Below are 25,316 nucleotides of genomic sequence, written 5' to 3'. Positions count from 1 at the left end.
GCTCATCGCAATGCCACCGATCCTCCAGCGATCAACATCTGTACCTGCTCGTCGGTCAGGCCGCGCCGCTCCAGGACGCGACGGCCCCAGCGGTGCAGCCGGCACGGGTGTGTTGCCTGGTCCTTGCGGCAACGCTCACCGTCGGGCCGCTCGGGGGCGTGCACGGTGACCGCCCTCAGCGCGAACACGATGTCCTCCGTGGTCAGGTAGGGCGGCAGCGGTAGGTCATCGATGGGGTCCATGGTCCTCCCGTCCGGGCGGCGACCTCTCGATGAGCGGTATACCTCGTAGGTATAAATATGACCCTGAGGTATACCGCTCACGAGAGTGACCGCTCCGAGTTGTTGTGCCTTTCCACGATGGTCGTTTCACTGCTGGCCCAACGCAATCTTTCACGGCAGAATGCGGACCAAGGGGCGAGGTGTCTTACGCGACGACAGCCAGGGAGATGACGTGGACGACTCCGGCAGCACAGTCCCACGGAGGCAGCTCGGCAGATACCTGAGAGAGCTTCGCGAAAATGCCTATGTGACGGTTACCGCGGCGGCCAAGGAATTGGAATGGTCGGCACCCCGGATCTGGCGCTACGAGACCGGTCAGGTCCCCATGCACCCGAACGACGTGGCGGCCATGTGCCGCGTCTACGGCGCGTCCCCGGAGACGATCGAGACGATGCGGGCGCTGGCCCGCGAGACCAAGGCGCACGGCTGGTGGCACAGCTACGGCGAAGCGATCAAGGACTGGTTCAAGCTGTACGTCGGCCTGGAAGCCGCCGCCACCCGTATCCGCCACTACGAAGCGAACCTGGTACCCGGTCTGCTGCAGACGGTCGAGTACATGACCGAGGTGATCGCCACCGACCACCCGCAGCTCGGCGAGGCGGAGCGCAAGGCTCGGGTGGACATCCGGCTGCGTCGGCAGCGGTTGCTGGCCCGCGCGGTGCCCCGAGCCCCGCATCTCGACGTGATCCTGAACGAATCCGTGCTGCGTCGGCCGCTGCGCGACCGAGCGGCGATGGTCCGGCAACTGGATGCCCTGGTGGTGACGAGCGAGCGGCACAACATCAGCCTGCGGGTGCTACCGCTGGCTGCCGGGCTGTTCCGTTGGGCATCGTCTGGCACCTTCACCATGCTCGACTTCCCGACTGACGTGCGGGAGCCGGAGCCAACCACGATCTACATGGACGGTCCCTGCGGCGCGGTCTACCTTGACAAGGCCCACGAAATCGAGGTCTACGAGACCGTATGGCGCTCACTCGGGGAACGGGCGCTGAGCCCGATCGAGTCCCGTGAGTTGATCGTGGCTATAGCGAAGGAGATGACCGATGGTGCGTGACGGAGTCTGGCGCAAGTCGACCCGGTCCGGCGGCGACGGCAACTGCGTCGAGGTGGCCGGGTTCGCCGAGACGGTCGGCGTGCGCGACAGCAAGGACCGGCAAGGGCCGGTGCTGACCTTCACTCCCTCGGTCTGGACCGCCTTCGTCCAGGCCGCTGGCCGTTTCACCGGCGAAGCCTGACGGAACAGCCTGCCAAGGGCCGTTGCGGTTTTCAGCCGATGGAGGGCGGTGTGCAGCGATGCAGTCTCGCCTGGCGCGCGTCAACGCTCGTGCTCGACACGGTGCAGGCTGCACTCGGCCTGATCCCCGTCACCATGCGCGCCATCTCGGTGCAGGCGACTCCGGAGAAAGTCATCCTGCATTTCGCCCTGCTTGAGCGGAACGCCAACGTCAGCGCCACGAAGCCACACCCCATGTCCGTTGGCCATGAGCCGGGCCCTGCCATTGTTGCGACGTGCCCGCGAAGTCGTTTGAAGTGTTGGGCCGCCGCAGCGATGCGTGGACGGCGGGCGCCGCGCTTGACCTTCTGCCCGAGAACAGCGGTCCACGGGTGGAGGTGCTGCGCGGCTGTGTCGTGATCACGCCGGGTTCCGACCTCGATCGGCGGACGGTTCAACGGGAACTCGGCTACCTGCTGAAGCAGGCCGCCCGCCGGGCACGGCTGTGGCTCTATCACGAGGTGAACGTCGTCTCGGATGACGACCTGTTCATTCCGGACATCGCCGTGCTGAAGGTCCCCGGCGGCGGGCGAACGGCGATGAGCATCGGGCAGGCGGTGTTGTTGGGGGAGATCGTGTCTCCCGGAAATCGGCGTAAGGACGTGATCGACAGGCCCAGGGAGTACGCCGCCGTCGGGGTGCCGTTCTTCCTCCGGGTGGACCTGCGCAACCGGGTGCCGACCATGGCGCTGTTGGAGCTGGTCGACGGGGAGTACCGCCCGTTGGCCGCCGCTGCGGCAGGGAGCACCTTCGCGATGCGCGAGCCGTTCGATTTCTCGATCGACCCGGCCGAGTTGCTGGACGAGGCGGAAGCGTCGGAGGGGGAGGGCTGAGGCTCCCAGCAGACGTGCAGCGGGGGTGGGGAAGAATGGCCGGGTGACTTCCCCCCGCGACCTCGTTCTGCTCGGGTCCACCGGCTCGATCGGCACCCAGGCCATCGACATCGTCCGGCGCAACCCGGACCGGTTCCGAGTGGTCGCCGTGGGCGCCGGTGGCGGCAACGTCGAGCTGCTCGCCGCGCAGGCCCTCGAACTGGGCGTCGAGGCGGTCGGAGTGGCCAAGGCGTCCGCCGCGCAGGACCTGCAACTCGCGTTCTACGCCGAGGCGAGCCGGCGCGGATGGGCCACCGGTGACTTCAAGCTTCCCAAGATCGTGGCCGGGCCCGATGCCATGACCGAGCTGGCCCAGTGGCCGTGCGACATCGTGCTCAACGGGGTGGTCGGCTCGCTGGGCCTCGCTCCTACGCTGGCCGCGCTGCGCGGTGGTCGTACTCTCGCGTTGGCCAACAAGGAGTCCCTCGTTGCCGGCGGCCCGCTGGTCAGGGCCGCGGTGACGCGGCCGGGGCAGATCGTCCCGGTCGACTCGGAGCACTCGGCGCTGGCCCAGTGCCTGCGCTCCGGTTCGCGCGGTGAGGTGCGTCGGCTGATCGTCACGGCCAGCGGCGGCCCGTTCCGGGGCCGACGGCGCGACGAGTTGACGCAGGTCACACCCGAGCAGGCGCTCGCACACCCGACCTGGAACATGGGGCCGGTCGTCACGATCAACTCAGCCACCATGGTCAACAAGGCGCTGGAGGTGATCGAGGCGCACGAGCTGTTCGACGTGCCCTACGCCGACATCACAGTGATGGTGCACCCGCAGTCGGTGATCCACTCGATGGTCGAGTTCGTCGACGGGTCGACGATCGCCCAGGCCAGCCCACCGGACATGCGGCTGCCGATCGCGCTCGGCATCGGCTGGCCCGACCGGGTGCCGGAGGCGGCCACCGCCGTCGACTGGACGGCCGCGCACACCTGGGAGTTCGCGCCGCTCGACGACGAGGCGTTCCCGGCCGTCGCCCTGGCCAAGGCCGCCGGGGAGACCGGGCGCTGCCGGCCGGCGATCTACAACGCGGCGAACGAGGAGTGCGTGGCCGCGTTCGTGGCGGGCCGGCTGCCGTTCCTCGGCATCGTCGACACCCTCGAACGCGTGTTGGAGGAGGCTCCGGACTTCGACGAACCAGGTACCGTCGAGGACGTGCTCGCGGCCGAGTCGTGGGCACGCGCGCACGCGCAGGAGATCATCGCGGGTTCGGTGGAAGGAGCTTGATGTCGTACCTGCTCGGGGTGGTCCTCTTCGCCCTGGCCATTCTCATCTCGGTGAGCCTGCACGAGGCGGGTCACCTGCTGACCGCCAAGGCGTTCGGGATGAAGGTCACGAAGTACTTCGTCGGTTTCGGCCCCACCATCTGGTCGTTCCGGCGGGGTGAGACGGAGTACGGCCTCAAGGGCATCCCCCTCGGTGGCTTCTGCAAGATCGTCGGGATGACGCCGCAGGACGACGACGTCGAGCCGGGCGACGAGTCGCGGGTGATGTGGCGCTACCCGGTCTGGAAGCGGACGATCGTGATGGCCGCCGGGTCGATCACGCACTTCGCGCTCGCTCTGGTCACCATCTGGATCCTCGCCGTCTCCGCCGGCCTGCCCAACCCCGACTTCCCGACCACCGACGCGCAGGCCCGCCAGGAGCCCGCCGTCATCCAGCTCAGTGAGTGCGTGGTTCCGGAGAACGCGGTGCGGGCGTGCACCCCCGCCGACGCGGCCAGCCCGGCAGCCCAGGCGCAACTGCGCAACGGCGACCGGATCACCTCGGTCAACGGCACCCCGATCAACTCCTACGGCGACCTGCTCACCACGCTGCGCGGGCTCAAGCCGGGCGACAACGCGCAGATCGCGTACGTCCGCGACGGGCAGCCGGGCACCACCAGCACGGTGCTCGCGCAGACCCAGCGTCCGCCGCTGGACAACCCGACAGGTGCCGCCGCGCCGGTGGCCGCGCTCGGCGTCGGGCTCGTCCCCAGCACCCCAACCCGTGTGACGTACGGCCCGGTCGGCGCCTTCGGCGCCACCGCCGACTTCACCGGTCAACTGGCCGTCGGCACCGCCCAGGCGCTCCAGCGCCTCCCGCAGAAGGTCCCCGCCCTGTGGACCGCCCTCACCGGCGGCGAGCGCGACGTCGACACCCCGATCAGCGTGGTCGGCGCAAGCCGACTCGGCGGGGAGGCGGTCGAGAACAACGCCTGGCTGGTCTTCTTCATGCTCTTCGTGTCGCTGAACTTCTTCATCGGCGTGTTCAACCTGCTGCCGCTGCTCCCGGTGGACGGCGGCCACATCGCCATCGCCTGGTTCGAACGGGCCCGCTCCTGGGTCTACGCGCGGATCGGCCGGGCCGACCCCGGCCGGGTGGACTACCTCAAACTGATGCCCTTCACGTACGTGGTGATCCTGATCGGTGGCGCGTTCACGCTGCTGACCATCGCCGCGGACGTCGTCAACCCCATCACGCTCTTCTCAAGGTGAGTGCCTGAAGTGACAGCTATCAGTCTCGGTATGCCCGCCGTGCCGCCCCCGCCGCTCGCTCCCCGTCGGGCCAGCCGCCAGATCATGGTCGGTTCGGTTCCGGTCGGTGGTGGTGCGCCGGTGTCCGTGCAGTCGATGACCACGACCCTCACCTCCGACATCAACGCGACCCTTCAGCAGATCGCCGAGCTGACCGCGTCCGGCTGCCAGATCGTCCGGGTGGCGGTGCCGTCCCAGGACGACGTCGAGGCGCTGCCCGCGATCGCCAAGAAGTCACAGATCCCGGTGATCGCCGACATCCACTTCCAGCCCAAGTACGTCTTCGCCGCGATCGACGCCGGCTGCGCGGCGGTCCGGGTCAACCCGGGCAACATCCGGCAGTTCGACGACAAGGTCAAGGAGATCGCTCGTGCCGCGGGGGCGGCGGGGACGCCGATCCGGATCGGCGTCAACGCCGGGTCACTGGACAAGCGCCTGCTGAGCAAGTACGGCAAGGCCACCGCCGAAGCGCTTGTCGAGTCGGCGCTGTGGGAGTGCTCGCTGTTCGAGGAGCACGGCTTCCGCGACATCAAGATCTCGGTCAAGCACAACGACCCGGTCGTGATGATCCGGGCGTACCGGCAGCTCGCCGAGCAGTGCGACTACCCGCTGCACCTCGGCGTCACCGAGGCCGGGCCAGCCTTCCAGGGCACCATCAAGTCGGCGGTCGCGTTCGGCGCGCTGCTGGCCGAGGGGATTGGCGACACGATCCGGGTGTCGCTGTCCGCCCCGCCGGTGGAGGAGATCAAGGTCGGCAACCAGATCCTGGAGTCCCTCGGTCTGCGTGAGCGGGGCCTGGAGATCGTCTCGTGCCCGTCCTGCGGGCGGGCCCAGGTGGACGTCTACAAGCTCGCCGAGGAGGTCACCGCCGGCCTGGAAGGGCTGCCGGTGCCGCTGCGGGTCGCCGTCATGGGCTGCGTGGTGAACGGTCCGGGCGAGGCCCGGGAAGCCGACCTCGGTGTCGCCTCCGGCAACGGCAAGGGCCAGATCTTCGTCAAGGGCCAGGTCGTCAAGACGGTGCCCGAGGCCCAGATCGTCGAAACCCTGATCGAAGAGGCGCTGCGGATCGCCGACGAGATGGGCGCCGAACTCCCCGAGGAGCTGCGCGGGCTGGTCACCGGCCCGACCGTCACAGTGCACTGATCTTCCATCTGGAAAAAGCGGCCGCTCCCCGTGCGGGGAGCGGCCGCTGTGCGTTCGTGCTGATCGTGCGCTGTTGGGGTGGCCTGGCGTTGTGGTGCGGCCTGGCGTCACTCGGATTCGGCGAGGATCGCGTACAGCTTGCGCCGGGTCTCGTCGAGCACCTGGGCGGCCCGCTCACGCTGGTCGTCGGTGCCGTTCATCATCACCTGGCGCAGCGCGTTCATCGCCTGTGCGCCAGAGTCACGGATGTCGTGCCAGCTGCTCACAGTGCCCTGGGCGACGTCCGCCCACGGCGGGGTCTGCGCGGCCTCGGTGGCCTCCGCCTGACCGGCCTCGGTGACAGTGAACCGCTTCCGCCCACCACCGGACTCCTCGGTGCTGGCGACGATCACGCCCTCGTCCTCCAGTAGCTGGAGGGTGGGGTAGATCGAGCCCGGGCTCGGCCGCCACGCACCGCCGGTGCGGGAGTCGATCTCCTGGATCATCTCGTAGCCGTGCATAGGCCGCTCGGTGAGCAGGGCCAACACGGACGCTCGGACGTTGGGGCGTCGGCCCCGACCCCGTCCACGGCCCCGGCCGCCCCAGGGGCCGCCGTGCTCGTGGCCATGACCGTGCGGACCGGGCGGGAAGCCGAACCCCCGCATCCGGGCCTCGTGCATCGGGTGGTGCTGTCGGTGGAACCTCATCGGGTTTTTCCTTCCCTAGGACTATCGCTGATGCATCAACGATATATCGGCAATGCATCGCCGACAACCCCCATCTACCAAACCGTACGTACGTCTTGTTAAGGTGTCGGTCATGCGCCTGCTTCCCCCGCCGGGTCCGGCCCGGGTCCTCACCCTCGGCACTCTGGTCAAGACCGTCGGGCGGGGCCTCTGGCTCGTCGCCAGCGCGCTCTTCCTCACCCGGTCGGTCGGCCTGTCGGCCACCGAAGTAGGTATCGGGCTGACCATCTCGGCCCTGGTCGGTGTGTTGGCCAGCGCCCCGAGCGGTTACCTGGCCGACCGCGTCGGCCCACGCGGCGTGCAGGTCGGCGCGCTGTTCGTCGCTGGCACCCTGACCATCGGCCTGATCGCCGTCCGGTCGTTCCCCACGTTCGTGCTGGTGGCAGCGGCCACCGCGCTTGCCGACGCGGTCGAGCGAGGTGCCCGCGGCGCACTGATCGCCGGCGCGATCCCAGCCGACCAGCGGGTCCGCACCCGCGCCTACCTGCGAGCCACCACCAACGTCGGGATCTCCGTCGGCGCCGTCCTCGGCGGCTTCGCCATCGCCGCCGACACCCGAACCGGGTACGTCGTGCTCATCCTGGCCTCGGCGGCGACGTCACTGGCCGCAGCGGTGGTCTTCCTTCGTCTGCCCGCCGTCGCCCCGGTCGCCGCCCCGACGCACGGCCCTCGGCTGGTCGCCCTACGGGACCGCCCGTTCCTCGCCTTCACACTGGTCGACGGGCTGATGTCGATGCACTTCAGCCTGCTCACCATCGCCCTGCCGCTGTGGATCGCCGGCCACACCCGGGCCCCCGTCTGGATGATCTCCGCGTTGACGCTGGTCAACACCGTGCTGGTCGTGCTCCTTCAGGTACGCGCCGCGAATACCGCCGCCACAGTGCCCGGGGCCGCCCGCGCCGCCCGCCGAGCGGGCGTGGCCATCGCCCTGGCCTGCGTACTCTTCGCTGCCAGCGGCGCGCTGCCCACCGCCGGCGCGGTGGGCCTGCTCGGCCTCGGGGCGCTCGCGCACGTCACCGGGGAGCTGTGGCACTCCGCCGCCGGCTGGGGGATCTCCTTCGGGCTGGCACCAGCGGACGCACAGGGGCAGTACCAGGGGGCGTACGGCATGGGCTACGAACTGGGCAAGATGCTCGCACCGGTCGTGGTGACCACCCTCGCGCTCGGCTGGGGCGTACCTGGCTGGCTCGTGCTCGGTGCCCTTTTTCTCCTGCTCGGAGCCCTGGTGCCCCCGGTCGTCCGCTGGGCCGGGCGGACCCGGCCGATCAGTGGGCCCGCAGAACCGGTGCCGGCCTCGCCACTCGACCGGCGGAGCGGGGGGTCGATCTGGCAGGCTGATAGTCGTGCTGACGGTGCCGGTACGCCAACTGGGGGAATCGGAGCGCCGCGCGGTCGAGCGACTGCTCGACCATGACCCGTTCGCGGGCGCGCAGGTCGCCGAGCGGATCGCCGCGCGCGGACTCTCCTGGTGGCGGGCCGAGGGCAGAATCCTGGGGTACGGGGCTCGCCGCAACCTCGAGTCACTCTGCTGGCTCGGCGGCAACCTGACCCCGGTGCTGGCCAGTGACGCAGCGGTCGCTGCCTTCGCCGACCTGCTCGCCGGCGAGGAGCGGCTCTGCTCCTCCATCGTCGGCCGGGCCGATGCCGTCCTCGGGCTGTGGGACCGCCTTTCCGGAACGTGGGGGCCAGCGCGAGACGTTCGCCCCAATCAGCCACTGCTGGTCACCGACACGCTGCCACCCGTACCGGCCGATCCGGAGGTACGCCAGGTTCGCTCCGGCGAGGTCGACCGGCTCTTCCCGGCGGCGGTTGCCATGTACACCGAGGAGGTCGGCGTCTCCCCGCTGGCCGAGGACGGCGGACGCAGCTACCGCCGGCGGGTCAACGACCTGGTCCGGACCGGTCGCGCGTACGCCCGCATCATCGACGGCAAGGTCGTGTTCAAGGCCGAGTTGGCCGTGGTCACCAAACGGACGGCGCAGATCCAGGGCGTCTGGGTGGCACCGGAGTGGCGAGGCCGGGGGATCGCCACCGCCGCCATGGCAGCCGTGGTCCGCGACGCGCTGCTGCGGGTCGCCCCCACCGTCAGCCTGTACGTCAACGATTTCAACCTCCCGGCCCGCCGTGTCTACGAGCGCTGCGGATTCCAGCCGATCGGCACCCTGGCCACCGTCCTCTTCTGACCGCTGCCGGTTGGCTCGCGCGGCACGCGGTGATGTATCCCCGCAGATTTTGGACAGATTCCGTTCGCGCTGAACGGGAAATGTCCAAGATCTGCGCACTCGGAGCAAAGAAACGCCGCTGGCCGGCGCCCCGGGTTGCGGGGTGCCGGCCAGTGGTCGGTGTGGTGCTGTGGTGTTGCCGTGCTGGGTGCTGGGTGCTGGGTGCTGGGTGCTTGTGGTGTGGGTCAGCTGTTCCAGTGCTGGGCGACGAGGTCGGTGGCCTGCTGCTCCCACTGGGCGTAGGCGTCCGGGTAGGCCGACACCTGTACGGTCTGGGCGGCGTCGGTCAGCGGCATGTTCTGCCAGCCGTCGACCTGCTTGAGGCCCTTGAGGAACGCGGTGGTGGAGTAGGCGGGGTCGGTGATCTGCTCCGGGGTGCCCCAACCCGAGCTAGGGCGCTGCTGGAACAGGCCCAGCGAGTCGTGGTCGTTCCGGTCGCCCAGGTGACCGAGGTTTTCCAGCTTGGACTCCTGCAGGCTCGTCGCGATCGAGATGACCGCGGCCCGCTCGGGGAGGCCGGCCTTCTTGGTGGCCGCGATGATGGCCTTCACGTTGGTGGTCTGCTCGTCGTTGAGGGTGATGTGGGACTGCTCGCCCTGCGGCTTCGGCGCCGCCGACTGCACGGCCACCGCAACCGCCTTGGCATCCACGGCCGGGGTAGCGGCGTGGGCGGCGATCGGGCCGGCGAACACACCACCGGCGAACGCGAGACCAGCAACAGACAGCATGCTCTTACGGAAGATCGTGTTCATGGGGGTAGCTCCTTCGGGGGTAGAACACCCGCACCGCCAAAGAGGGGGACGGCGGTGATGGGTGTGAGCACCTCGTCCGGCGCTGCACTAACAAGGGGAAAAGTCTTGGTCGGGCGTCGGGGTCGGCGACCTGGCGAGCGGGGGGCTCGTGGCGCCGGGTCCCTGTGTAACGACCGGGGGGCCGGGGTCATTCCGGGGTCGGCCCATCTGCCGGCACCCTCGTCGTGGCGGTGCCCGGTGGTCGTTCGTGGGGACTGTAACGACCCGGTGGAGGCTGGCATTCCACCCTGTGCGACCAGCCGTCAGGGGTCCGGCGGCCGGTCGGTGGTACTGCGATCGTCAGGGTGTGTAACGACCCCGGCCCGGCCATGATTCCGGCCCACGAGTGCGCCCGGTCACACCCCACAACCACCCACCAACGGACAAATCACCCCATGCGGCGTGGCTCGTGCGACCCCAAACCACCCCTGGTCGACCAAGAAGCCCCTGCCGGCACCAAAGTTGGCTGGATCGCATCAGATCGGGCAGAACGCCAGCGGTGCGGAGCCCCGCCGGGGTTCTGCCGGCGCTGACCCTGCAGGTCCGCTGCCGCCGCTGGCGGAACTGCACGGATGCCCAGCTCAGAGGCCGGAAATTCGGTTGAATCCACACGCCGACGCCGGCAGGCTGAAGTCTCCGCAACCCCACATCCGGAGGACTTTCCATGCGCCTGCTCCGTGATCTGTGGGGCACCTCGACCCGTCGTGTGACGATCGTGGCCGTCCTCATCGTGCTGGGTGCCGCTGGGCAGGCGGGCGCGTCGGCCCTGGCCGGCGCGGTGCTGGTGCATCGTTCGGCTGGTTTCTTCGCCGTACTGGCCGCGGCCCTGGTCGCCGTGGTCCTCAGCGACCTCGCGGTGAGTCTGCTGATGGCCGGCCTGACCGCCGACTGGTCCGCCGACGTGCGTCGCCGGCTCTGCCGCGTCGCTCTCGGGCAGGACCTGCCCACCCTGGAGACCACTCCGGTGGGCGAGCTGCTGGACCGGATCGACGGGGACGTCTATCAGGTGGCGTCGGCAATTCGTAACCAGGGCACCCGGCTCGCCCAGGGCCTCTGCGTCGGTCTGTTGTCGATGGTCGTGGCGGTGTTCGTGTGGTGGCCGGCGGGGATCGCGATGCTGCTGCTCACTGTGGTGCTCGCGGTCGGCCTGCGCCGGCCCACGGCCCGGATCGGCCCGGCCCGGATGGCCGAGGAGGAGGCGTGGTCCGACCTGGCGGCCGTGATGGAGGAGGCGGTGCACGGGCAGGACGACGTACGCACCAGCCTGGCGCGGCCGTACGTGCTGCGGTTGTACGCCCGGCGGGCCTCCGCCGTGCTGTCCCGTGGCCTGGTGGTCTGGGTGCTGTCCGCCCGGGTGGCGACGGTGGCCACCGCGACGATCCGGGCGGGCATCGGCGCGGTGGTGCTCGGCGGTGCCTGGGCGTTGGCCACCGGCCGGATCGACGCCGCCCGGCTCACCGCCATCTGGCTGCTCGCCCTGGCCTTCGGGGCGACCGCGGAACACGTGAGCCGGATGGTGCCGGAGATCCAGGAGGCGCTCGGCGCGTGGGCGCGGGTGCAGTTGCTCTACAAGGCCCGGCAGGAGCCGGTGGGCGGGGCCAGCCCGAGCGAGGGTGACCTGCGCATTCGGGACCTGACATTCGGGTACGGGGAGGGTGGCCGCGGGGTCGCGCTGCGCGGGCTCAGCCTCACCTTCGCGCGCGGTCGCTCGTACGCGCTGATCGGGCGGACCGGTTCGGGCAAGTCGACGCTGGCGAAGGTGCTCACCCGGGCGGTCGACGTGCCGCCGGGCACTGTCTTCCTCGGCGGCACCGACCTGTGCGACCTCGACGTCGAGCAACTGCGCCGCTGGGTGGCGTTGGTGCCGCAGCGCACCGAGATCCTGGCCGGCACGCTCGCCGAGAACGTGGCGCTCTTCGACCCGGAGTTGCTCGACGCGGCCGCTCGGGCGCTCGACGAGCTGGGCCTGGCCAGCTGGATCGCCGAGCTGCCGGACGGGTTGACGACCCGGCTGGGGGAGGGCGGGCACGTGCTCTCCGCCGGTCAGGAGCAGTTGGTGGCGTTCGCCCGGATCCTGGTCCGGGAGCCGCACGTGGTGATCCTCGACGAGGCCACCGCTCGGCTGGACCCGGTCACCGAGGCGCGGGTGCAGCGGGCCACCGAACGACTGCTGCGTGACCGGATCGGCATCGTCATCGCGCACCGACTCTCCTCGGTGCGCCGCTGTGACGAAGTGGTGGTCCTGGCCGACGGCGCGGTGGTCGAGGCCGGTCCGCTGGAGACGTCGACACGCTTCGCCGAACTCCTGGCGACCAGCCACGCCGCCGCGTACGCCACTGTGGCGCCGGCCGGTCGCAGCGGCGTCGGCACGGACCTCCTGGTCGGCCCCGGTCCGGACGCGTGGCCGAGCGAGCCGGCGCCCGCGCGGGGCGAGCCGGTCGCGGCGACCGAGCACGCCGCCGCCTGGCCGACCGAGCCGGCACCGACGCGGGCCGAGCCGAACGGGCAGGCCACGCGGGAGACACCGCCCGACAGCACGCAGGGCACGGTCGGGCCGACCCGGGCCGACCCGCCGCCGCTGCCGCCGGTGCCGCCGGCCCGGACGCTGCGGGAGATCTTCCGACTCTGTACCAACGATCCCCGGTACGGGGCGGCCGCGATCGTGCTGTTCCTCGGGCTCAGCCTGCTCGGGTTGGACGGCCCGGTGCTGCCGTGGCTCTGGGCGGACCTGGTCGACGGGACCGGGAACCCGTACCTGCCGGCGGTGGGGATCGTCGCCGGTTTGCTGATCACACTGCCGCTGCCGTTCTATACCCACGTCTGGTTCCCGCAGTGGTGGGTGCGGCAGATGCTGCGGATCGGCCTTCGCCTGGTGCACGGCCAGACCGGGCCGCGCCGGGTCAGCTCACACAGCCCCGCCGAGGTGGTGGCGCAGGGTGGGGACACCGAACGGGTGGTCCAGCTCGCCGACAACGTGCTGGACCAGACCGTCGCGCTGGTGCTCGTGGTCGCCATGACGGCGGTCACCGGCAGCGTCGTACCCGGGCTGTTCTTCCTCGGCACGATGGTCGTCTCCGGGCTGGCGGCGACGTTGTTCGGGCCGAAGCTGGAGCGTGCGGCCCGGGCGACGGTGGCGGCGCGGGCCTCCTTCGCCACGGCGCTGGTCTCCGCGCTCTCCGCGGCGCGGACGGTGAAGCTCGCCGGCGCGACCACTGCGGTGCTGCGCCACCTGGCGAGCCTGGACGTGCTGCGCAGCGACCGACAGCGGCGGGAGATCTCGGTGCAGGTGTGGGCGCGCTCCACACCGTCGATGGCCAGTGGGCTGTTGCCGATCGGCGCCTGGGCGCTCTACCTGAACGGCTCGCTCTCCGCCGGGGCGGTGCTGGTGGCCGTGTCCACCCTGGGCGCGGCCCGGTGGTTCGCCTGGACGACGGCGTCGTTGATCTCGCAGCTGCCCTCGGCACGGGTCTGGACCCGGCGCACGGCGGCGATGACCGGGGTGAGCGCGTACTCCGCGGGGGTGCCGGAGGTCGACCTGACCGCCGGGACGGCGCCCGCGCCGACCATGCCGCCCCGGCATCCGCTGCGACGGCTGGAGCTGCGCGGCTTCGGGGTGGTGCACTCCGACGGCACGGTGGCCGTCCGGGACGTGGACCTCACCGTGCAGCGGGGGCAGTTGGTGCTGGTCGTCGGGCCGGTGGGGTCGGGGAAGTCCTCGTTGCTGCGTGGGCTGGCCGGGATCGTGCACCACACCGGCGAGCTGGCCTGGAACGGTGACCCGGTCACCGAGCCGGAGCTGTTCCTGCGTCCCAACCAGGTCGGCTACGTCGGTCAGTTGCCCCGGGTGCTCTCCGGCACGGTGGCCGACAACATCGCCCTCGGGCACCAGGTGGACGCGGCGGGGGCGGTCAGCACCGCCCAGCTCGACCATGACCTGGCTGCCGCCGGCGGCGGGCTGGGCCTGCTCATCGGGCACAAGGGCACCCGGCTCTCCGGTGGGCAGTTGCAGCGGTTGGCGCTGGCCCGGGCGCTGGCCCCGCGTACCGAACTGCTGGTCGCCGACGACGTGTCGTCGGCGCTCGACGTCACCACCGAGCTGGCGCTGTGGCAGGCGTTGCGCGGCCACGGGGTGACAGTTGTCGGCTCGACCGCGAAGCGCGCCGCGTTGGTCCGGGCCGACCACGTGGTGGTGCTGATCGGCGGCACGGTGGCCGCCCAGGGCACCTGGCAGGACCTGGAGGGCGACTGGTCGCACCTGGCCGGCTGACCGACGGTCGGGCGGCCGCTCACGCGGCGGCCGCCCGACCGGTCGGGATCAGGAGGCGCGGGCGTACTGGGCGGGGCCGGAGTACGTGACGCCGAGCTTCGCGGCGGCCCGGCGCGGCCAGTACGGGTCGCGCAGCAACTCCCGACCCAGCAGCACCAGGTCGGCCTCGCCGCCGGCGACGATCTGCTCGGCGTGCTCGGGCTCCACGATGAGGCCCACCGCGCCGGTCGGCACACCGGCCTCGCGGCGGATCTGGGCGGCCAGCGGCACCTGGTAACCCGGGCCGAGCGGGATGCGCTGGTCCGTGCTCACCCCACCGGAGGACGCGTCGACAAGGTCGACGCCGACGCCGGCCAGCTCACCGGCGAGCACCACGCTGTCCTCGATCGTCCAGCCGCCGTCGACCCAGTCGGTGGCGGAGATCCGGGTCAGCACCGGCACGTCCTCGCCGACCGCGGCGCGTACCGCGCGGGCCACCTCCAGGGTGAGCCGCATCCGGGCCGCCCGGTCGCCGCCGTACGCGTCGGTGCGGTGGTTGGTCAGCGGCGAGAGGAACTCGTTGAGCAGGTAGCCGTGGGCGGCGTGGATCTCCACGGCGGCGAAGCCGGCGTCCAGGGCGCGGACGGCTCCGGCCGCGAACGCCTCGACCACCCCGGCGATGCCGGCCTCGTCGAGGCTGGTCGGCGTCCGATAGCCGGCGGTGAAGGGCTCCGAGCCGGGGGCGACGGGTGTCCAGCCGCCCTCGGCGTCCGGCACGCCACCGCGCTCCGGCGCCCACGGCCGGTAGGTGGAGGCCTTGAAGCCGGCGTGCGCGAGCTGCACGGCCGGCACCGCGCCGTGGGCGGCGACGAACGCCGTCACCGGTCGCCAGGCGTCGACGTGCGCACCGGACCAGAGGCCGGTGTCCTGTGGGCTGATCCGGCCCTCGGGGAGCACGGCGGTCGCCTCGGTCAGCACCAGGCCGGCACCGCCGACGGCGCGGCTGCCGAGGTGGATCAGGTGCCAGTCGGTGGGCAGGCCGTCGGGGCCGGCGGAGTACTGGCACATCGGTGCCATGGCGATCCGGTTGGGCAGTGTGACCCCGCGCAGGGCCAGGGGAGTGAACAGGGAACTCATGGGGTCATCCTCTCCGACACGGCGACGGGCCCCTGGGGAGAGGGGCCCGTCGTCGTACTGGTGAATCGGTCAGGCGGGAACGGGGGTGAGCTCGGGCCGGGTGTCGGCGACCGGCACCGGGTCGGTCAGGTCACGTCGGCCGGCGGACTCGTACGCGGCCCGGTCGAGGGTGCCCTCGCGGGCGGCGACCACCGTCGGCACCAGCGCCTGCCCCGCGACGTTCGTGGCGGTGCGGACCATGTCCAGGATCGGGTCGATGGCCAGCAGCAGGCCGGCGCCGGCCAGTGGCAGGCCCAGCGTGCTGAGGGTCAGGGTGAGCATCACGATCGCGCCGGTCAGACCGGCGGTGGCCGCCGAGCCGACCACCGAGACGAAGGCGATCAGCAGGTAGTCGCCGATGCCGAGCTGCACGCCGAACACCTGGGCCACGAAGATCGCGGCGAGGGCCGGGTAGATGGCGGCGCAACCGTCCATCTTCGTGGTCGCGCCGAAGGGCACCGCGAACGAGGCGTACTCGCGGGGCACGCCGAGTCGCTCGACGGAGCGCTGGGTCACCGGCATGGTGCCGACCGAGGAGCGGGACACGAAGCCCAGTTCGATAGCCGGCCAGGCGCCGGCGAAGAAGCGCAGCGGGTTGAGGCGGCCGGCCAGGATCAGCACCAGCGGGTAGACCACGAACAGCACTATGGCGCAGCCGACGTAGACGGCCGTGGTGAACTTCGCGAGGGGGGCCAGCAGGTCCCAGCCGTACGAGGCGACGGCGTTGCCGATCAGGCCGAGGGTGCCGATCGGGGCGAGCCGGATGATCCACCAGAGCGCCTTCTGGACGATCTCCAGCAGGGAGCGGTTCAGCGCCACGAACGGTTCGGCGGCTTCGCCGACCAGCAGGGCCGCGGCACCGATGACGACGGCGAGGAAGACGATCTGGAGGACGTTGCCCTCGACGAACGCGCCGACCGGGTTGGTGGGCACGATGCCGGTGAGGAAGTCGGTCCACGAGCCGGTGTTCTTCGGCGGCGCCGCGCCACCCAGGTCGAGGGTCACGCCCTTGCCCGGGTTGGTGAGCAGGCCGAGGCCGATGCCGATGCTCACCGCGATCAGCGCGGTGATGCCGAACCACAGCAGGGTCTTGACGGCGAGCCGGGCGGCGTTGGCGACGCCGCGCAGGCTGACCACGCTGACCACGATGGCGGTGAAGACCAGCGGCGGCACGGCCAGCTTGAGTAGTTGGACGAAGAGGCTACCGACGGTGTGCAGGGTGCTGGTCAGCCAGCTCAGGTCGTTGCTGCGGGCAAGGAAGCCCAGCGCGACGCCGAGCACGAGGCCGAGCAGGATCTGCACGGAGAAGGGAATTTTACGCAGGCTGAAGGGCATGGGGATGTATCCAATTGTCCGGTCCGATCGGGGCAGGCGTAGAAACGCGGCTAGCCCGGACAGATGCCACTGGCCTGCAGTCGGAGATCGACATACAGGCGGACGGTGAGGCCCCAGACATTGGTCATCGTTGGCCGACGATACGCCGATTCCCGCTCATCGGAAGGACCGGACGGCGTGAGGCTCCTTACAGAGGGCCAGCGCGGTGGCGGTGCCCAGGCCCCACAGCACCGCGAGGGCGAGGATCAGCCGTTCCAGCACCCCCACCACCGGGCCTCGGCCGATCACGAGCATCGCCAGCCCCACAGTGGCGCAGAGCGGCAGAGCCAGCGCGGCGGCGACGCCGGCCAGCCGACGGACCGTCCGGCCGGCCGGCCCGGAGACGGCCAGCGTGATCATGGCGAAGACCACAGCGGCGGTCGCCGCGATGCTCGCGCCGCCGTGCACCAGGTCCGCCGTCGTCGCGCGCTCGAACGGCGGCAACGGGCAGCCGCCGGAGCAGGTCACCGCCCCGGACACGGCGGTGAACACGGCCCCGGTGGCGAGCAGCGCCGGGGCCGCCGCCCACACCCCGGGGGGCAGCGCCGCGCCGATCAACAGCAACGCGCCGGCAAGGGCCAGGATCCCGATCCGGTACGTCGCGGCGTGAGCGCTGCCGGCGATGCCCGCCTCGCTGACGTACCCGGTGAGCCCTGGACCGGGGCCGGCGACCACGGCGAGCGTCACCGCCACCGCACCGGCCAGGGTGCAGCCGGCCGCGGCGGACCCGGCGACCCGGCGGGCGACCTCGCCGCGGGCCCTCGGCACGGTCGGGGCGGCCGGCCGACCCGGCTCAGCCACGCCCGTGCGGCGTGCTCCAGCCGGACTCGTCCGGCCCGAGTGGCACGATGCCGCTGGGATTGATCTCCCGGTGCGTGCCGTAGTAGTGCCGCTTGATGTGGTCGAAGTCCACCGTCTCGCCGAAACCCGGCGTCTGGAACAGGTCCCGGGCGTACGCCCAGAGCACCGGCATCTCGGTCAGCTTGTCGCGGTTGCACTTGAAGTGCCCGTGGTAAGCGGTGTCGAAGCGGACCAGCGTGGTGAACAGCCGCACGTCCGCCTCGGTGATCGCGTCGCCCATCAGGTAGCGCTGCCCGGCCAGCCGCTCGGAGAGCGCGTCCAGTCGGGCGAAGAGCGCCCGGAACGCCTCGTCGTACGCCTGCTGGGAGGTGGCGAACCCGCACCGGTAGACGCCGTTGTTCACGTCGGTGTGGATCTCGGCCATCAGCGCGTCCATCTCCGGGCGCAGCGCCTCCGGGTAGAGGTCCGGCGCCCCCGCACGGTGCAGCGACCGCCACTGCGTGGAGAAGTCGAGGGTGAGCTGCGGATAGTCGTTGGTGACCACCCGACCGGTCAGGGTGTCGACAAGCGCCGGCACTGTCACCCGGCCGGTGTAGTCCGGGTCGGTGGCCAGGTACGCCTCGGAGAGGAAGCTCACGCCGAGCACCGGGTCGAAGCCGTCCGGGTCGAGGGCGAACGCCCAGCCCCGCTCGTCCCGGATCGGGTCGACGGTGCCCAGCGAGATCGCGTCGTCCAGCCCGAGCAGGCCACGCACGATCCTCGCCCGGTGCGCCCAGGGGCAGGCCCGGCACCAGATCAGCCGGTAACGGCCAGCCTCCAGCGGCCAGCGGTCCTGCTCGTCCGGGCCGCCGCCGGGTGGCGAGGTCGAGTCGGCGGTGACCCGACCGGTGAACCGGTTCGGCTGGCGGACGAACGCGCCGCCGCCGCTGGTCTCTGCGCTGAACTGGGCCCGGGCCATGCCGTCAACCTATCCGCTGTCGGCGCGGATATCCTGGCGGCCGGCAGCCCTCGTGACCCGGTGGGCGTGCCCCACCCCCGCCGTCTGCACCCCCTAAGGACTCACGATGACCGTGGCATACCTGGTGGCCGGTGTCCGCACCCCGATCGGCCGGTACGCGGGCGCGCTGGCCGGCGTCCGCCCCGACGACCTGGCCGCGCACGTGATCCGAGAACTGGTCGCCCGCCACCCGTCGGTGGACTGGGCGCGAGTCGACGACGTCGTGCTCGGCTGCGCCAACCAGGCCGGCGAGGACAACCGCAACGTGGCCCGGATGGCGGCGCTGCTGGCCGGCCTGCCCGAGGAGGTGCCGGGCAGCACCGTCAACCGGCTCTGCGGCTCGGGCCTGGACGCGCTCGCCACCGCCGCCCGGTCCATCGTCGCCGGGGACGCGGACCTGGTGATCGCCGGCGGGGTGGAGAGCATGAGCCGGGCGCCGTTCGTCATGCCGAAGGCCACGTCGGCGTACTCCCGTTCGGCCGAGGTGTACGACACCACACTGGGCTGGCGGTTGGTGAACCCGTTGATGCGTGACGGGTGGGGGGTCGACTCGATGCCGGAGACGGCGGAGAACGTGGCCGCCGAGTACGGCGTGAGCCGGGCCGAGCAGGACGCCTTCGCGTACCGCTCGCAGCAGCGCGCGGCCAAGGCGCAGGCCGACGGCCGGTTCGCCGAGGAGATCGTGGCGGTGTCAGTGCCGGCCGGTCGCCGGGAGACCCGCCTGGTCGAGGTCGACGAGCACCCCCGGGAGACCTCGCTGGAAAAGTTGGCCGCGCTGCCCACCCCGTTCCGTGACGGCGGCACGGTGACCGCCGGCAACTCCTCGGGCGTCAACGACGGCGCTGTCGCGTTGCTGGTGGCCAGCGAGGCGGCGGTCGCCCGGTACGGCCTGACCCCGCTGGCCCGGATCGTCGGCGCGGCGGCGGCCGGTGTGCCGCCCCGGATCATGGGGATCGGCCCGGTGCCGGCCACCCGCAAGCTGCTCGACCGCGTCGGCGTCGAGGTGGGCGCGGTGGACGTGGTGGAGTTGAACGAGGCGTTCGCCGCGCAGTCCGTGGCGGTGTTGCGCGAGCTGGGGCTGCCAGTGGACGCCGACCACGTCAACCCGAACGGTGGGGCCATCGCGCTGGGGCACCCGCTCGGTGCCAGCGGCGCGCGGTTGGCGCTGACCGCCGCCCTGGAGCTGCGCCGTCGCGGTGGCCGCCGGGCTCTGGCCACCATGTGCATCGGCGTTGGTCAAGGCATCTCACTGTTGCTGGAGTCAGCCGCCTAGAGTGGTCCACACCACACGACCCGCGGGTCGACCGGTGCCCACGCGTGCCCGCTGCGCGCCCCGACGCCGGTGCCGTCCCGCGCCGCGGCGATGAACTGGGGAGCACGCTGATGCCGGACGGACTGCCGACCGAGATCGATCTGACCAGGCCGAGCGCGGCCCGGGTGTACGACTACTTTCTGGGTGGGGCACACAACTTCGAGATCGACAGGCAGTTGGCGGAGCAGATCGCCAGCATGACCCCGAATCTCGCCGCCACCATGCGCTCCGGTCGGGAGTTCCTGCGCCGGGCCGTCCGGGTGCTGCTCGACGCCGGCATCGACCAGTTCCTCGACATCGGCTCCGGAATTCCCACCGTGGGCAACGTGCACGAGGTGGCGCAGGGGGTGAACCCCAAGGCCCGCGTGGTGTACGTCGACATCGACCCGGTGGCGGTCGCGCACAGCCGGGAGTTGCTGGCTGGCAACGAGCTGACCGGTGTCATCCACGCCGACCTGCGCGAGCCGGAGCGGATCCTCGCCGAGACCCGACAGCTCGGGCTGATCGACTTCAGCCGTCCGATGGGCATCCTGCTGGCCGGGGTAGTGCACTTCATCCCGGACGCCGACGGGCCCGAGGCGATCCTGGCCACCCTGCGGGCCGCGGCCGCGCCGGGCAGCTTCCTGGTCGTCTCCCACTCCACCTTCGAGGACCAGCCACAGGAGATGCTGGACGCCCAGCGCCTCTCCGCCCGCACCGCCACCGAGATCACCCTGCGCTCCCGCGCTCAGGTCACCGGCTTCTTCGGCGACTGGACCGTCCTGGAACCGGGCGTGGTGCACATGCCGCTCTGGCGCCCGGACTCACCGTCCGAGGTGGACGAGCACCCGGAGCGGTTCGGCGCCTTCGGGGGCGTCGCCCGGTACGACCAGCCCGCCGGCTGATCTCGTGGCCGCCGTCCCGGACTCCGCCGGGGTCGATGCCGGCCGGGACCCCGCCGGGGTCGATGCCGGCCGGGACCCCGCCGGGGTCGTCGCCGGTCGGGCGGACGCCCAGGGGTACGCCGCCGACTGGGCCCGCGCGGTTCGCCGACTCGGCTTCGTGCCGCTCAGCGTGGCCGAGACCGAGCGGCTGCTGCTGGCGCACACGATCCGGCTGGCCCAGGCGGTACGAGCGGAGCCGTTCACCGCCCACCCGGCCGAGGAGATCGGGCGGGCCCTGGTGGAGGCGCACCTCACCGAGCCGCAGGCCCTGGAGTGGACGCTGCACGCGCTCGGCGCGACCTTCGGACGTCGGGTGCTGTGCGACGGTGAACGGCCGGCCGACCTCGCCGAACGGATCGCGGCGGTGCAGGGCGGGCTGGCCGCCGGGTTCGCCCGTGCGCTGCGTGACCGCACCTTCAGCCAGCAGGAGCGGATCGCCCGGTCGGCCTGGCAGGCGCGCGACGAGGTCGAGCAGGCGCTACGCGAGAGCGAGGAACGGTTCCGGGCGGTGTTCACCGGCGCCGCGATCGGGATCGGGATCGCCGGCGTGGACGGTCGGATCATCGACGTCAACCAGGCGTTCGCCGACATGCTCGGCTACTCGATCGAGGAGTTGCGCGAGATCAACGTGGCGGCGCTGTTCCACGCCGACGACGCCGCCGGGATGTGGGAGCTCTACCAGGAGCTGATCGAGGGAAAGCACGACGCCGCCCGGGTGGAGAAGCGCTACCACCGCAAGGACGGCACAGTGGTCTGGACGGATCTCGCCGTCTCGCTGATCCGACACGATGGCCGGCCGCGATTCACCGTCGCGATGATCGAGGACATCACCGAGCGGTACGAACTCCAGCAGCGGCTGCGCTTCCAGGCGCTGCACGACCCGCTGACCGGGCTGCCCAACCGGACGCTGTTCTTCGAGACGTTGGGGCGGGTGCTCGACACCGCGGACGCCGGGCAGCGCGTCGGGGTGTGCTTCCTCGACCTGGACGGCTTCAAGGCGATCAACGACAGTCTCGGCCACGACCTCGGTGACCGGCTGCTCGTGATGATCGGCCGGCGGCTGGCCGCGTGCGTGGCCGACCACGGCCACCTGGTCGCCCGGATGGGGGGCGACGAGTTCGTGATCCTCGTCGACGGAGGGGACGACACCGACGACCCGGTCGCCGTCGCGGAGGCCGCGCTGGCCGCCGTCGCGGCCCCGGTCCACGTCGGTGAGCACCAGTTGGCCGTCTCGGCCAGTGTGGGCATCGTGCAGTGCCCGGCCTCGGAGACCACAGCGTCCGAGCTGATGAAGGCCGCGGACACCACGCTCTACTGGGCCAAGGCGGCGGGCCGGGGCCGGTGGGCGGTCTACGACCCCGAGCGCGGCGCCCGGGACATCGCCCGCTCGGCGCTGGTCGCCGGGCTGCCCGCCGCACTGGAGCGGGGCGAGTTCGTGCTGCACTACCAACCGATCGTGTCGCTGCTGGAGGGCACCATGCTCGCGGTGGAGGCGCTGGTCCGTTGGGAGCATCCGGAGTTGGGCCTGATCGGGCCGGACCGGTTCATCGGCCTGGCCGAGGAGACCGGCCTGATCGTCCGGCTCGGCGAGTGGGTGCTGCGGCAGGCCTGCGAGGACGCCGAACGGTGGTGGCGGGAGTTCCCCGACGCCAGGCTGGTGGTCAGCGTCAACCTGGCCGCCCGGCAGGCCGACGAGCCGGCCATCGTGGACACCGTCGCCGACGCGTTGCAGACCAGCGGACTGCCCGCGGAGCTGCTCCAACTGGAGCTGACCGAGAGCGCCGTGATGGGCAGTGCCGGTGAACCCCTGCGCAGCCTGCACCGGCTCGCCGCGCTCGGCGTCCGGCTGGCCGTGGACGACTTCGGCACCGGGTATTCCAACCTGGCGTACCTGCGCCGGTTGCCGATCCACTGCCTGAAGCTCGCCGGTCCGTTCGTCGAGGGCATCCGCGCGGACGGGACCGACGTGGCGGCCGACCACCGCGACGAACGGATCGTCGACGCGTTGGTCCGGTTGGCGCACGCCCTGGAGTTGTGGGTAACGGCCGAGGCGGTGGAGACGGGCGTGCAGGCGGAACGGCTGCGGGCGCTGCGCTGCGACACCGGGCAGGGCCGATACTTCGGTGCGCCCGCCTCGGCCGACGTGATCACCGCCCGGCTACGCGGCGGAGCGTTGGCGTGAGTGGGGGACCGTTCTGGTCCGGAGGGTGGCGACGGAGGGTGGCGGCGTGGACCTGACGGACTCGCAGACGGCGGTGACAGTGGTGGCCGGGCTGGCCATCCTGGCCGGGTTGGCCGGCGTGGTGGTGCCCGGTCTGCCGGCGCTGCCGCTGTGCTGGGGTGGTGTGCTGCTCTGGGCGGTCTTCGGTGGCGCCGGTCTGGGTGGCTGGGCGGTGTTCGCCGCCGCCACCCTGGTCGCCGGGGGTGGCGCCGTGATCAAGTACGCGTGGCCGGGCCGGAACCTGAAGCGCACCGGTGTGCCGACGTCCACGCTGCTCGCCGGTGGGGTGCTCGGCATCATCGGGTTCTTCGTGGTGCCTGTCGTCGGCCTGGTGCTCGGCTTCGTCGCCGGGGTGTGGGCGGCCGAACGGCTCCGGCTGGGCAGTAACCAGCTCGCCTGGCCGTCCACCGTGCAGGCCCTGAAGGCCGCCGGCCTGTCGATGCTGGTGGAGTTCCTGGCCGGCCTCCTGGTCGCGGCCCTCTGGGTAGCCGGCCTCCTCCTGACCTGACCCACGCCTTTCCCGCGGTGATCAAGAGCTTTCGGTCAGGCACTGCCGGAAATCTGACGCAATCCTCTTGATCACGAGGGGGAATGGGGCGCGGGGCACTTTTCGGGTACGGCGGAGTGGCCGTACGTGAGAGAGAGGCGTGCCCCGCGCCACCGGGTCGGGCGGTCCGAGCGCCCGGGGTGGGCCCATGTCGGGCCTGGTCACTGGTCCAGGATGCCGGCCGGGACAGCCGGTCGGCAACGCAATTAGCCCGCCGGCGGTGAGATTCCCACCGACTACGTATTGACCGCCTTGATCGGCCGGGTCGACACTTTGCCCACTCGCACGCGGAACCACCTCAGGGAGGTGTGCAGTGGCCACGACGCCCGTGCCGACCGCCGAGCAACCGATGGACGACGACGCCAGGCGGCTCGCCGAACTCGGCTACAAACAGGAGTTGCGCCGCAAGTGGAGCGGCTTCTCCAACTTCGCCATCTCCTTCTCGATCATCTCGATCCTGGCCGGCTGTTTCACCACCTTCGGTCAGGCGTGGAACAACGGCGGGCCAGTCGCCATCTCCTGGGGCTGGCCGCTGATCTCGCTGTTCATCCTGATCATCGGCTTCTGCATGGCGGAGCTGGTGTCGGCGTACCCGACCGCGGGTGGGATCTACTGGTGGGCGGCCACCATGGGCCGCCCGGTGCACGGCTGGTTCACCGGCTGGCTGAACCTGATCGGTCTGGTGGCGGTCACCGCCTCGGTGGACTACGGCTGTGCGACGTTCCTCAACCTCACCCTGTCGGCGCTCTTCGACGGCTGGGCCGGGACGCTGCGTCAGGCGTTCGTCCTCTTCGTGATCATCCTGGTGCTGCACGGGCTGATCAACATCTTCGGGCACCGGATCATCGACGTACTCCAGAACGTCTCGGTCTGGTGGCACGTGGCCGGCGCGGCCGTCGTGGTCGCCATCCTGGTCTTCGTGCCCGACAACCACCAGAGCTTCCAGTTCGTGTTCACCGAGCGGTTCAACAACTCCGGCTTCGGTGACGGGGACATCGGCGGGCTGACGTTCTGGTTCTACGTGCTGCCGCTGGGCTTCCTGCTGACCCAGTACACGATCACCGGCTTCGACGCCTGCGCGCACGTCTCCGAGGAGACCCGGGGCGCCTCGCAGGCCGCGGCCCGCGGACTCTGGCAGTCGATCTTCTACTCGGCGGTCGGCGGCTGGATCCTGCTGCTGGCGTTTCTCTTCGCGGCCACCGACGTCGAGGCGGTAAACGCCGCGGGCGGCTTCTCCGGCGCCATCTTCGAGTCGGCGCTGACCCCGGTCTTCTTCAAGATCGTCATCATCATCTCGACCATCGGGCAGTTCTTCTGCGGCATGAGCTGCGTGACCTCGATGAGCCGGATGGCGTACGCGTTCAGCCGGGACCGTGCCGTACCCGGATGGCGGCTGTGGTCGACTGTCGACCGCAACGGCACCCCGGTCAACGCGATCATCGGTGCCACGGCGGCCGGCCTGGTGCTGACCCTGCCCGCGCTGTACGAGAGCTCGGCCGGTATCCCCATCGCCTTCTACGCTGTCGTCTCCGTCGCGGTGCTCGGGCTCTACCTGTCGTTCCTCATCCCGATCGCGCTCCGACTGCGGATGGGCGACCGGTTCGTCCCCGGGCCGTGGACGCTGGGGCGCAAGTACAAGCTGCTCGGCTGGATCGCGGTGATCGAGATCGCGATCATCGCCGTCTACTTCGTGCTGCCGATCGTGCCCGCCGGGGTGCCCGGCAACGACGGGTTCACCTGGTCGGCGGTGAACTACGCGCCGCTCGCCGTCGGCGGGGTGCTACTGGTGGTCGCGGTCTGGTGGTACGCCTCGGCCCGCAAGTGGTTCACCGGCCCGGTTCGTACCGTCGAGGAACCCGCGGACGAACGACGGTCGCCGGCGGTCGACGGGTCGGAATGACCGGTGC

Annotated in this window: 21 protein-coding genes; 14 read left to right on the top strand and 7 right to left on the bottom strand. The window is 71.2% G+C overall.

What is annotated here, in order from left to right:
• Positions 1-2: 2 nt before the first annotated feature.
• The gene (locus tag ABZ794_RS13580) at positions 3-242 is read right to left on the bottom strand and encodes a hypothetical protein (protein WP_238689740.1); all 240 of its coding nucleotides are present in this window, start codon (positions 240-242) and stop codon (positions 3-5) included.
• Between the two features lie 211 nt (positions 243-453).
• Here ABZ794_RS13580 and ABZ794_RS13575 point away from each other — a divergent pair, with 211 nt between their 5' ends.
• From ABZ794_RS13575 to ispG, 6 genes are all read left to right on the top strand, one after another.
• Positions 454-1,335: a helix-turn-helix transcriptional regulator gene (locus ABZ794_RS13575; protein ID WP_238689741.1), complete on the top strand. Its 882-nt coding sequence runs from the start codon at positions 454-456 to the stop codon at positions 1,333-1,335.
• Positions 1,325-1,516, top strand: a complete 192-nt coding sequence (locus ABZ794_RS13570; protein WP_210787018.1) for a DUF397 domain-containing protein — start codon at positions 1,325-1,327, stop codon at positions 1,514-1,516. Before ABZ794_RS13575 ends, ABZ794_RS13570 begins: the two co-directional genes overlap by 11 nt.
• A 274-nt stretch (positions 1,517-1,790) precedes the next feature.
• Positions 1,791-2,387, top strand: a complete 597-nt coding sequence (locus tag ABZ794_RS13565; RefSeq protein ID WP_210787020.1) for a Uma2 family endonuclease — start codon at positions 1,791-1,793, stop codon at positions 2,385-2,387.
• Positions 2,388-2,430: 43 nt separating this feature from the next.
• Complete coding sequence (gene dxr / locus ABZ794_RS13560; RefSeq protein WP_210787022.1) at positions 2,431-3,642, top strand: 1-deoxy-D-xylulose-5-phosphate reductoisomerase; 1,212 nt, start codon at positions 2,431-2,433, stop codon at positions 3,640-3,642.
• Complete coding sequence (locus ABZ794_RS13555) at positions 3,642-4,892, top strand: site-2 protease family protein (RefSeq protein WP_210787024.1); 1,251 nt, start codon at positions 3,642-3,644, stop codon at positions 4,890-4,892. The genes dxr and ABZ794_RS13555 overlap by 1 nt, the downstream gene beginning before the upstream one ends.
• Positions 4,893-4,901: 9 nt before the next feature.
• Positions 4,902-6,074, top strand: a complete 1,173-nt coding sequence (gene ispG, locus ABZ794_RS13550) for a flavodoxin-dependent (E)-4-hydroxy-3-methylbut-2-enyl-diphosphate synthase (RefSeq protein ID WP_210787026.1) — start codon at positions 4,902-4,904, stop codon at positions 6,072-6,074.
• 107 nt (positions 6,075-6,181) lie between these two features.
• Here the strand turns inward: ispG and ABZ794_RS13545 are convergent, their stop codons facing one another.
• On the bottom strand, positions 6,182-6,760 hold the full coding sequence (locus ABZ794_RS13545) for a PadR family transcriptional regulator (RefSeq protein ID WP_210787028.1): 579 nt from the start codon (positions 6,758-6,760) through the stop codon (positions 6,182-6,184).
• Positions 6,761-6,872: 112 nt separating this feature from the next.
• On the opposite strand from ABZ794_RS13545, the gene ABZ794_RS13540 reads away from it, so the two are divergent.
• Entirely contained in the window at positions 6,873-8,213 is a 1,341-nt protein-coding gene (locus ABZ794_RS13540) for an MFS transporter (protein WP_210787030.1), read from the top strand.
• Positions 8,143-8,982 carry a DUF4081 domain-containing GNAT family N-acetyltransferase gene (locus tag ABZ794_RS13535; protein ID WP_210787032.1) on the top strand — a complete coding sequence of 280 codons (840 nt, stop codon included), beginning with the start codon at positions 8,143-8,145 and terminating at the stop codon, positions 8,980-8,982. The genes ABZ794_RS13540 and ABZ794_RS13535 overlap by 71 nt, the downstream gene beginning before the upstream one ends.
• Positions 8,983-9,206: 224 nt before the next feature.
• Here the strand turns inward: ABZ794_RS13535 and ABZ794_RS13530 are convergent, their stop codons facing one another.
• Entirely contained in the window at positions 9,207-9,773 is a 567-nt protein-coding gene (locus ABZ794_RS13530) for a hypothetical protein (RefSeq protein WP_357515696.1), read from the bottom strand.
• A 703-nt stretch (positions 9,774-10,476) separates the two neighbouring features.
• On the opposite strand from ABZ794_RS13530, the gene ABZ794_RS13525 reads away from it, so the two are divergent.
• Positions 10,477-14,079 (top strand): ABC transporter ATP-binding protein, encoded by a 3,603-nt coding sequence (locus tag ABZ794_RS13525; protein WP_357515694.1) that lies wholly within the window; start codon positions 10,477-10,479, stop codon positions 14,077-14,079.
• A 48-nt stretch (positions 14,080-14,127) separates the two neighbouring features.
• On the opposite strand, the gene ABZ794_RS13520 is transcribed toward ABZ794_RS13525, so the two are convergent.
• From ABZ794_RS13520 to ABZ794_RS13505, 4 genes are all read right to left on the bottom strand, one after another.
• The gene (locus ABZ794_RS13520) at positions 14,128-15,195 is read right to left on the bottom strand and encodes an NADH:flavin oxidoreductase/NADH oxidase (protein WP_210784701.1); all 1,068 of its coding nucleotides are present in this window, start codon (positions 15,193-15,195) and stop codon (positions 14,128-14,130) included.
• Positions 15,196-15,264: 69 nt separating this feature from the next.
• Positions 15,265-16,557 carry a dicarboxylate/amino acid:cation symporter gene (locus tag ABZ794_RS13515; RefSeq protein WP_210784744.1) on the bottom strand — a complete coding sequence of 431 codons (1,293 nt, stop codon included), beginning with the start codon at positions 16,555-16,557 and terminating at the stop codon, positions 15,265-15,267.
• Between the two features lie 168 nt (positions 16,558-16,725).
• The gene (locus ABZ794_RS13510; protein WP_210784702.1) at positions 16,726-17,409 is read right to left on the bottom strand and encodes a DUF998 domain-containing protein; all 684 of its coding nucleotides are present in this window, start codon (positions 17,407-17,409) and stop codon (positions 16,726-16,728) included.
• Positions 17,402-18,367 (bottom strand): glutathione S-transferase C-terminal domain-containing protein, encoded by a 966-nt coding sequence (locus ABZ794_RS13505; protein ID WP_210784703.1) that lies wholly within the window; start codon positions 18,365-18,367, stop codon positions 17,402-17,404. Before ABZ794_RS13505 ends, ABZ794_RS13510 begins: the two co-directional genes overlap by 8 nt.
• Positions 18,368-18,473: 106 nt before the next feature.
• Here ABZ794_RS13505 and pcaF point away from each other — a divergent pair, with 106 nt between their 5' ends.
• From pcaF to ABZ794_RS13480, 5 genes are all read left to right on the top strand, one after another.
• The gene (pcaF, locus tag ABZ794_RS13500; RefSeq protein WP_357515691.1) at positions 18,474-19,679 is read left to right on the top strand and encodes a 3-oxoadipyl-CoA thiolase; all 1,206 of its coding nucleotides are present in this window, start codon (positions 18,474-18,476) and stop codon (positions 19,677-19,679) included.
• 110 nt (positions 19,680-19,789) lie between these two features.
• A complete protein-coding gene (locus ABZ794_RS13495; protein ID WP_210784705.1) occupies positions 19,790-20,602 on the top strand; it encodes an SAM-dependent methyltransferase in 813 nt (270 codons plus the stop codon).
• A gap of 4 nt (positions 20,603-20,606) precedes the next feature.
• The gene (locus ABZ794_RS13490) at positions 20,607-22,823 is read left to right on the top strand and encodes an EAL domain-containing protein (RefSeq protein ID WP_210784706.1); all 2,217 of its coding nucleotides are present in this window, start codon (positions 20,607-20,609) and stop codon (positions 22,821-22,823) included.
• Positions 22,824-22,869: 46 nt separating this feature from the next.
• Positions 22,870-23,370 (top strand): DUF456 domain-containing protein, encoded by a 501-nt coding sequence (locus ABZ794_RS13485; RefSeq protein ID WP_112638544.1) that lies wholly within the window; start codon positions 22,870-22,872, stop codon positions 23,368-23,370.
• Positions 23,371-23,722: 352 nt separating this feature from the next.
• Positions 23,723-25,309 (top strand): amino acid permease, encoded by a 1,587-nt coding sequence (locus tag ABZ794_RS13480; protein WP_210784707.1) that lies wholly within the window; start codon positions 23,723-23,725, stop codon positions 25,307-25,309.
• The last annotated feature ends 7 nt before the right edge of the window (positions 25,310-25,316 follow it).

Origin of the sequence: Micromonospora sp. NPDC047187, from assembly GCF_040643355.1 — a bacterium.
Lineage (GTDB): Bacteria > Actinomycetota > Actinomycetes > Mycobacteriales > Micromonosporaceae > Micromonospora > Micromonospora salmantinae.
This window is presented reverse-complemented; position numbering and strand designations above follow the sequence as displayed.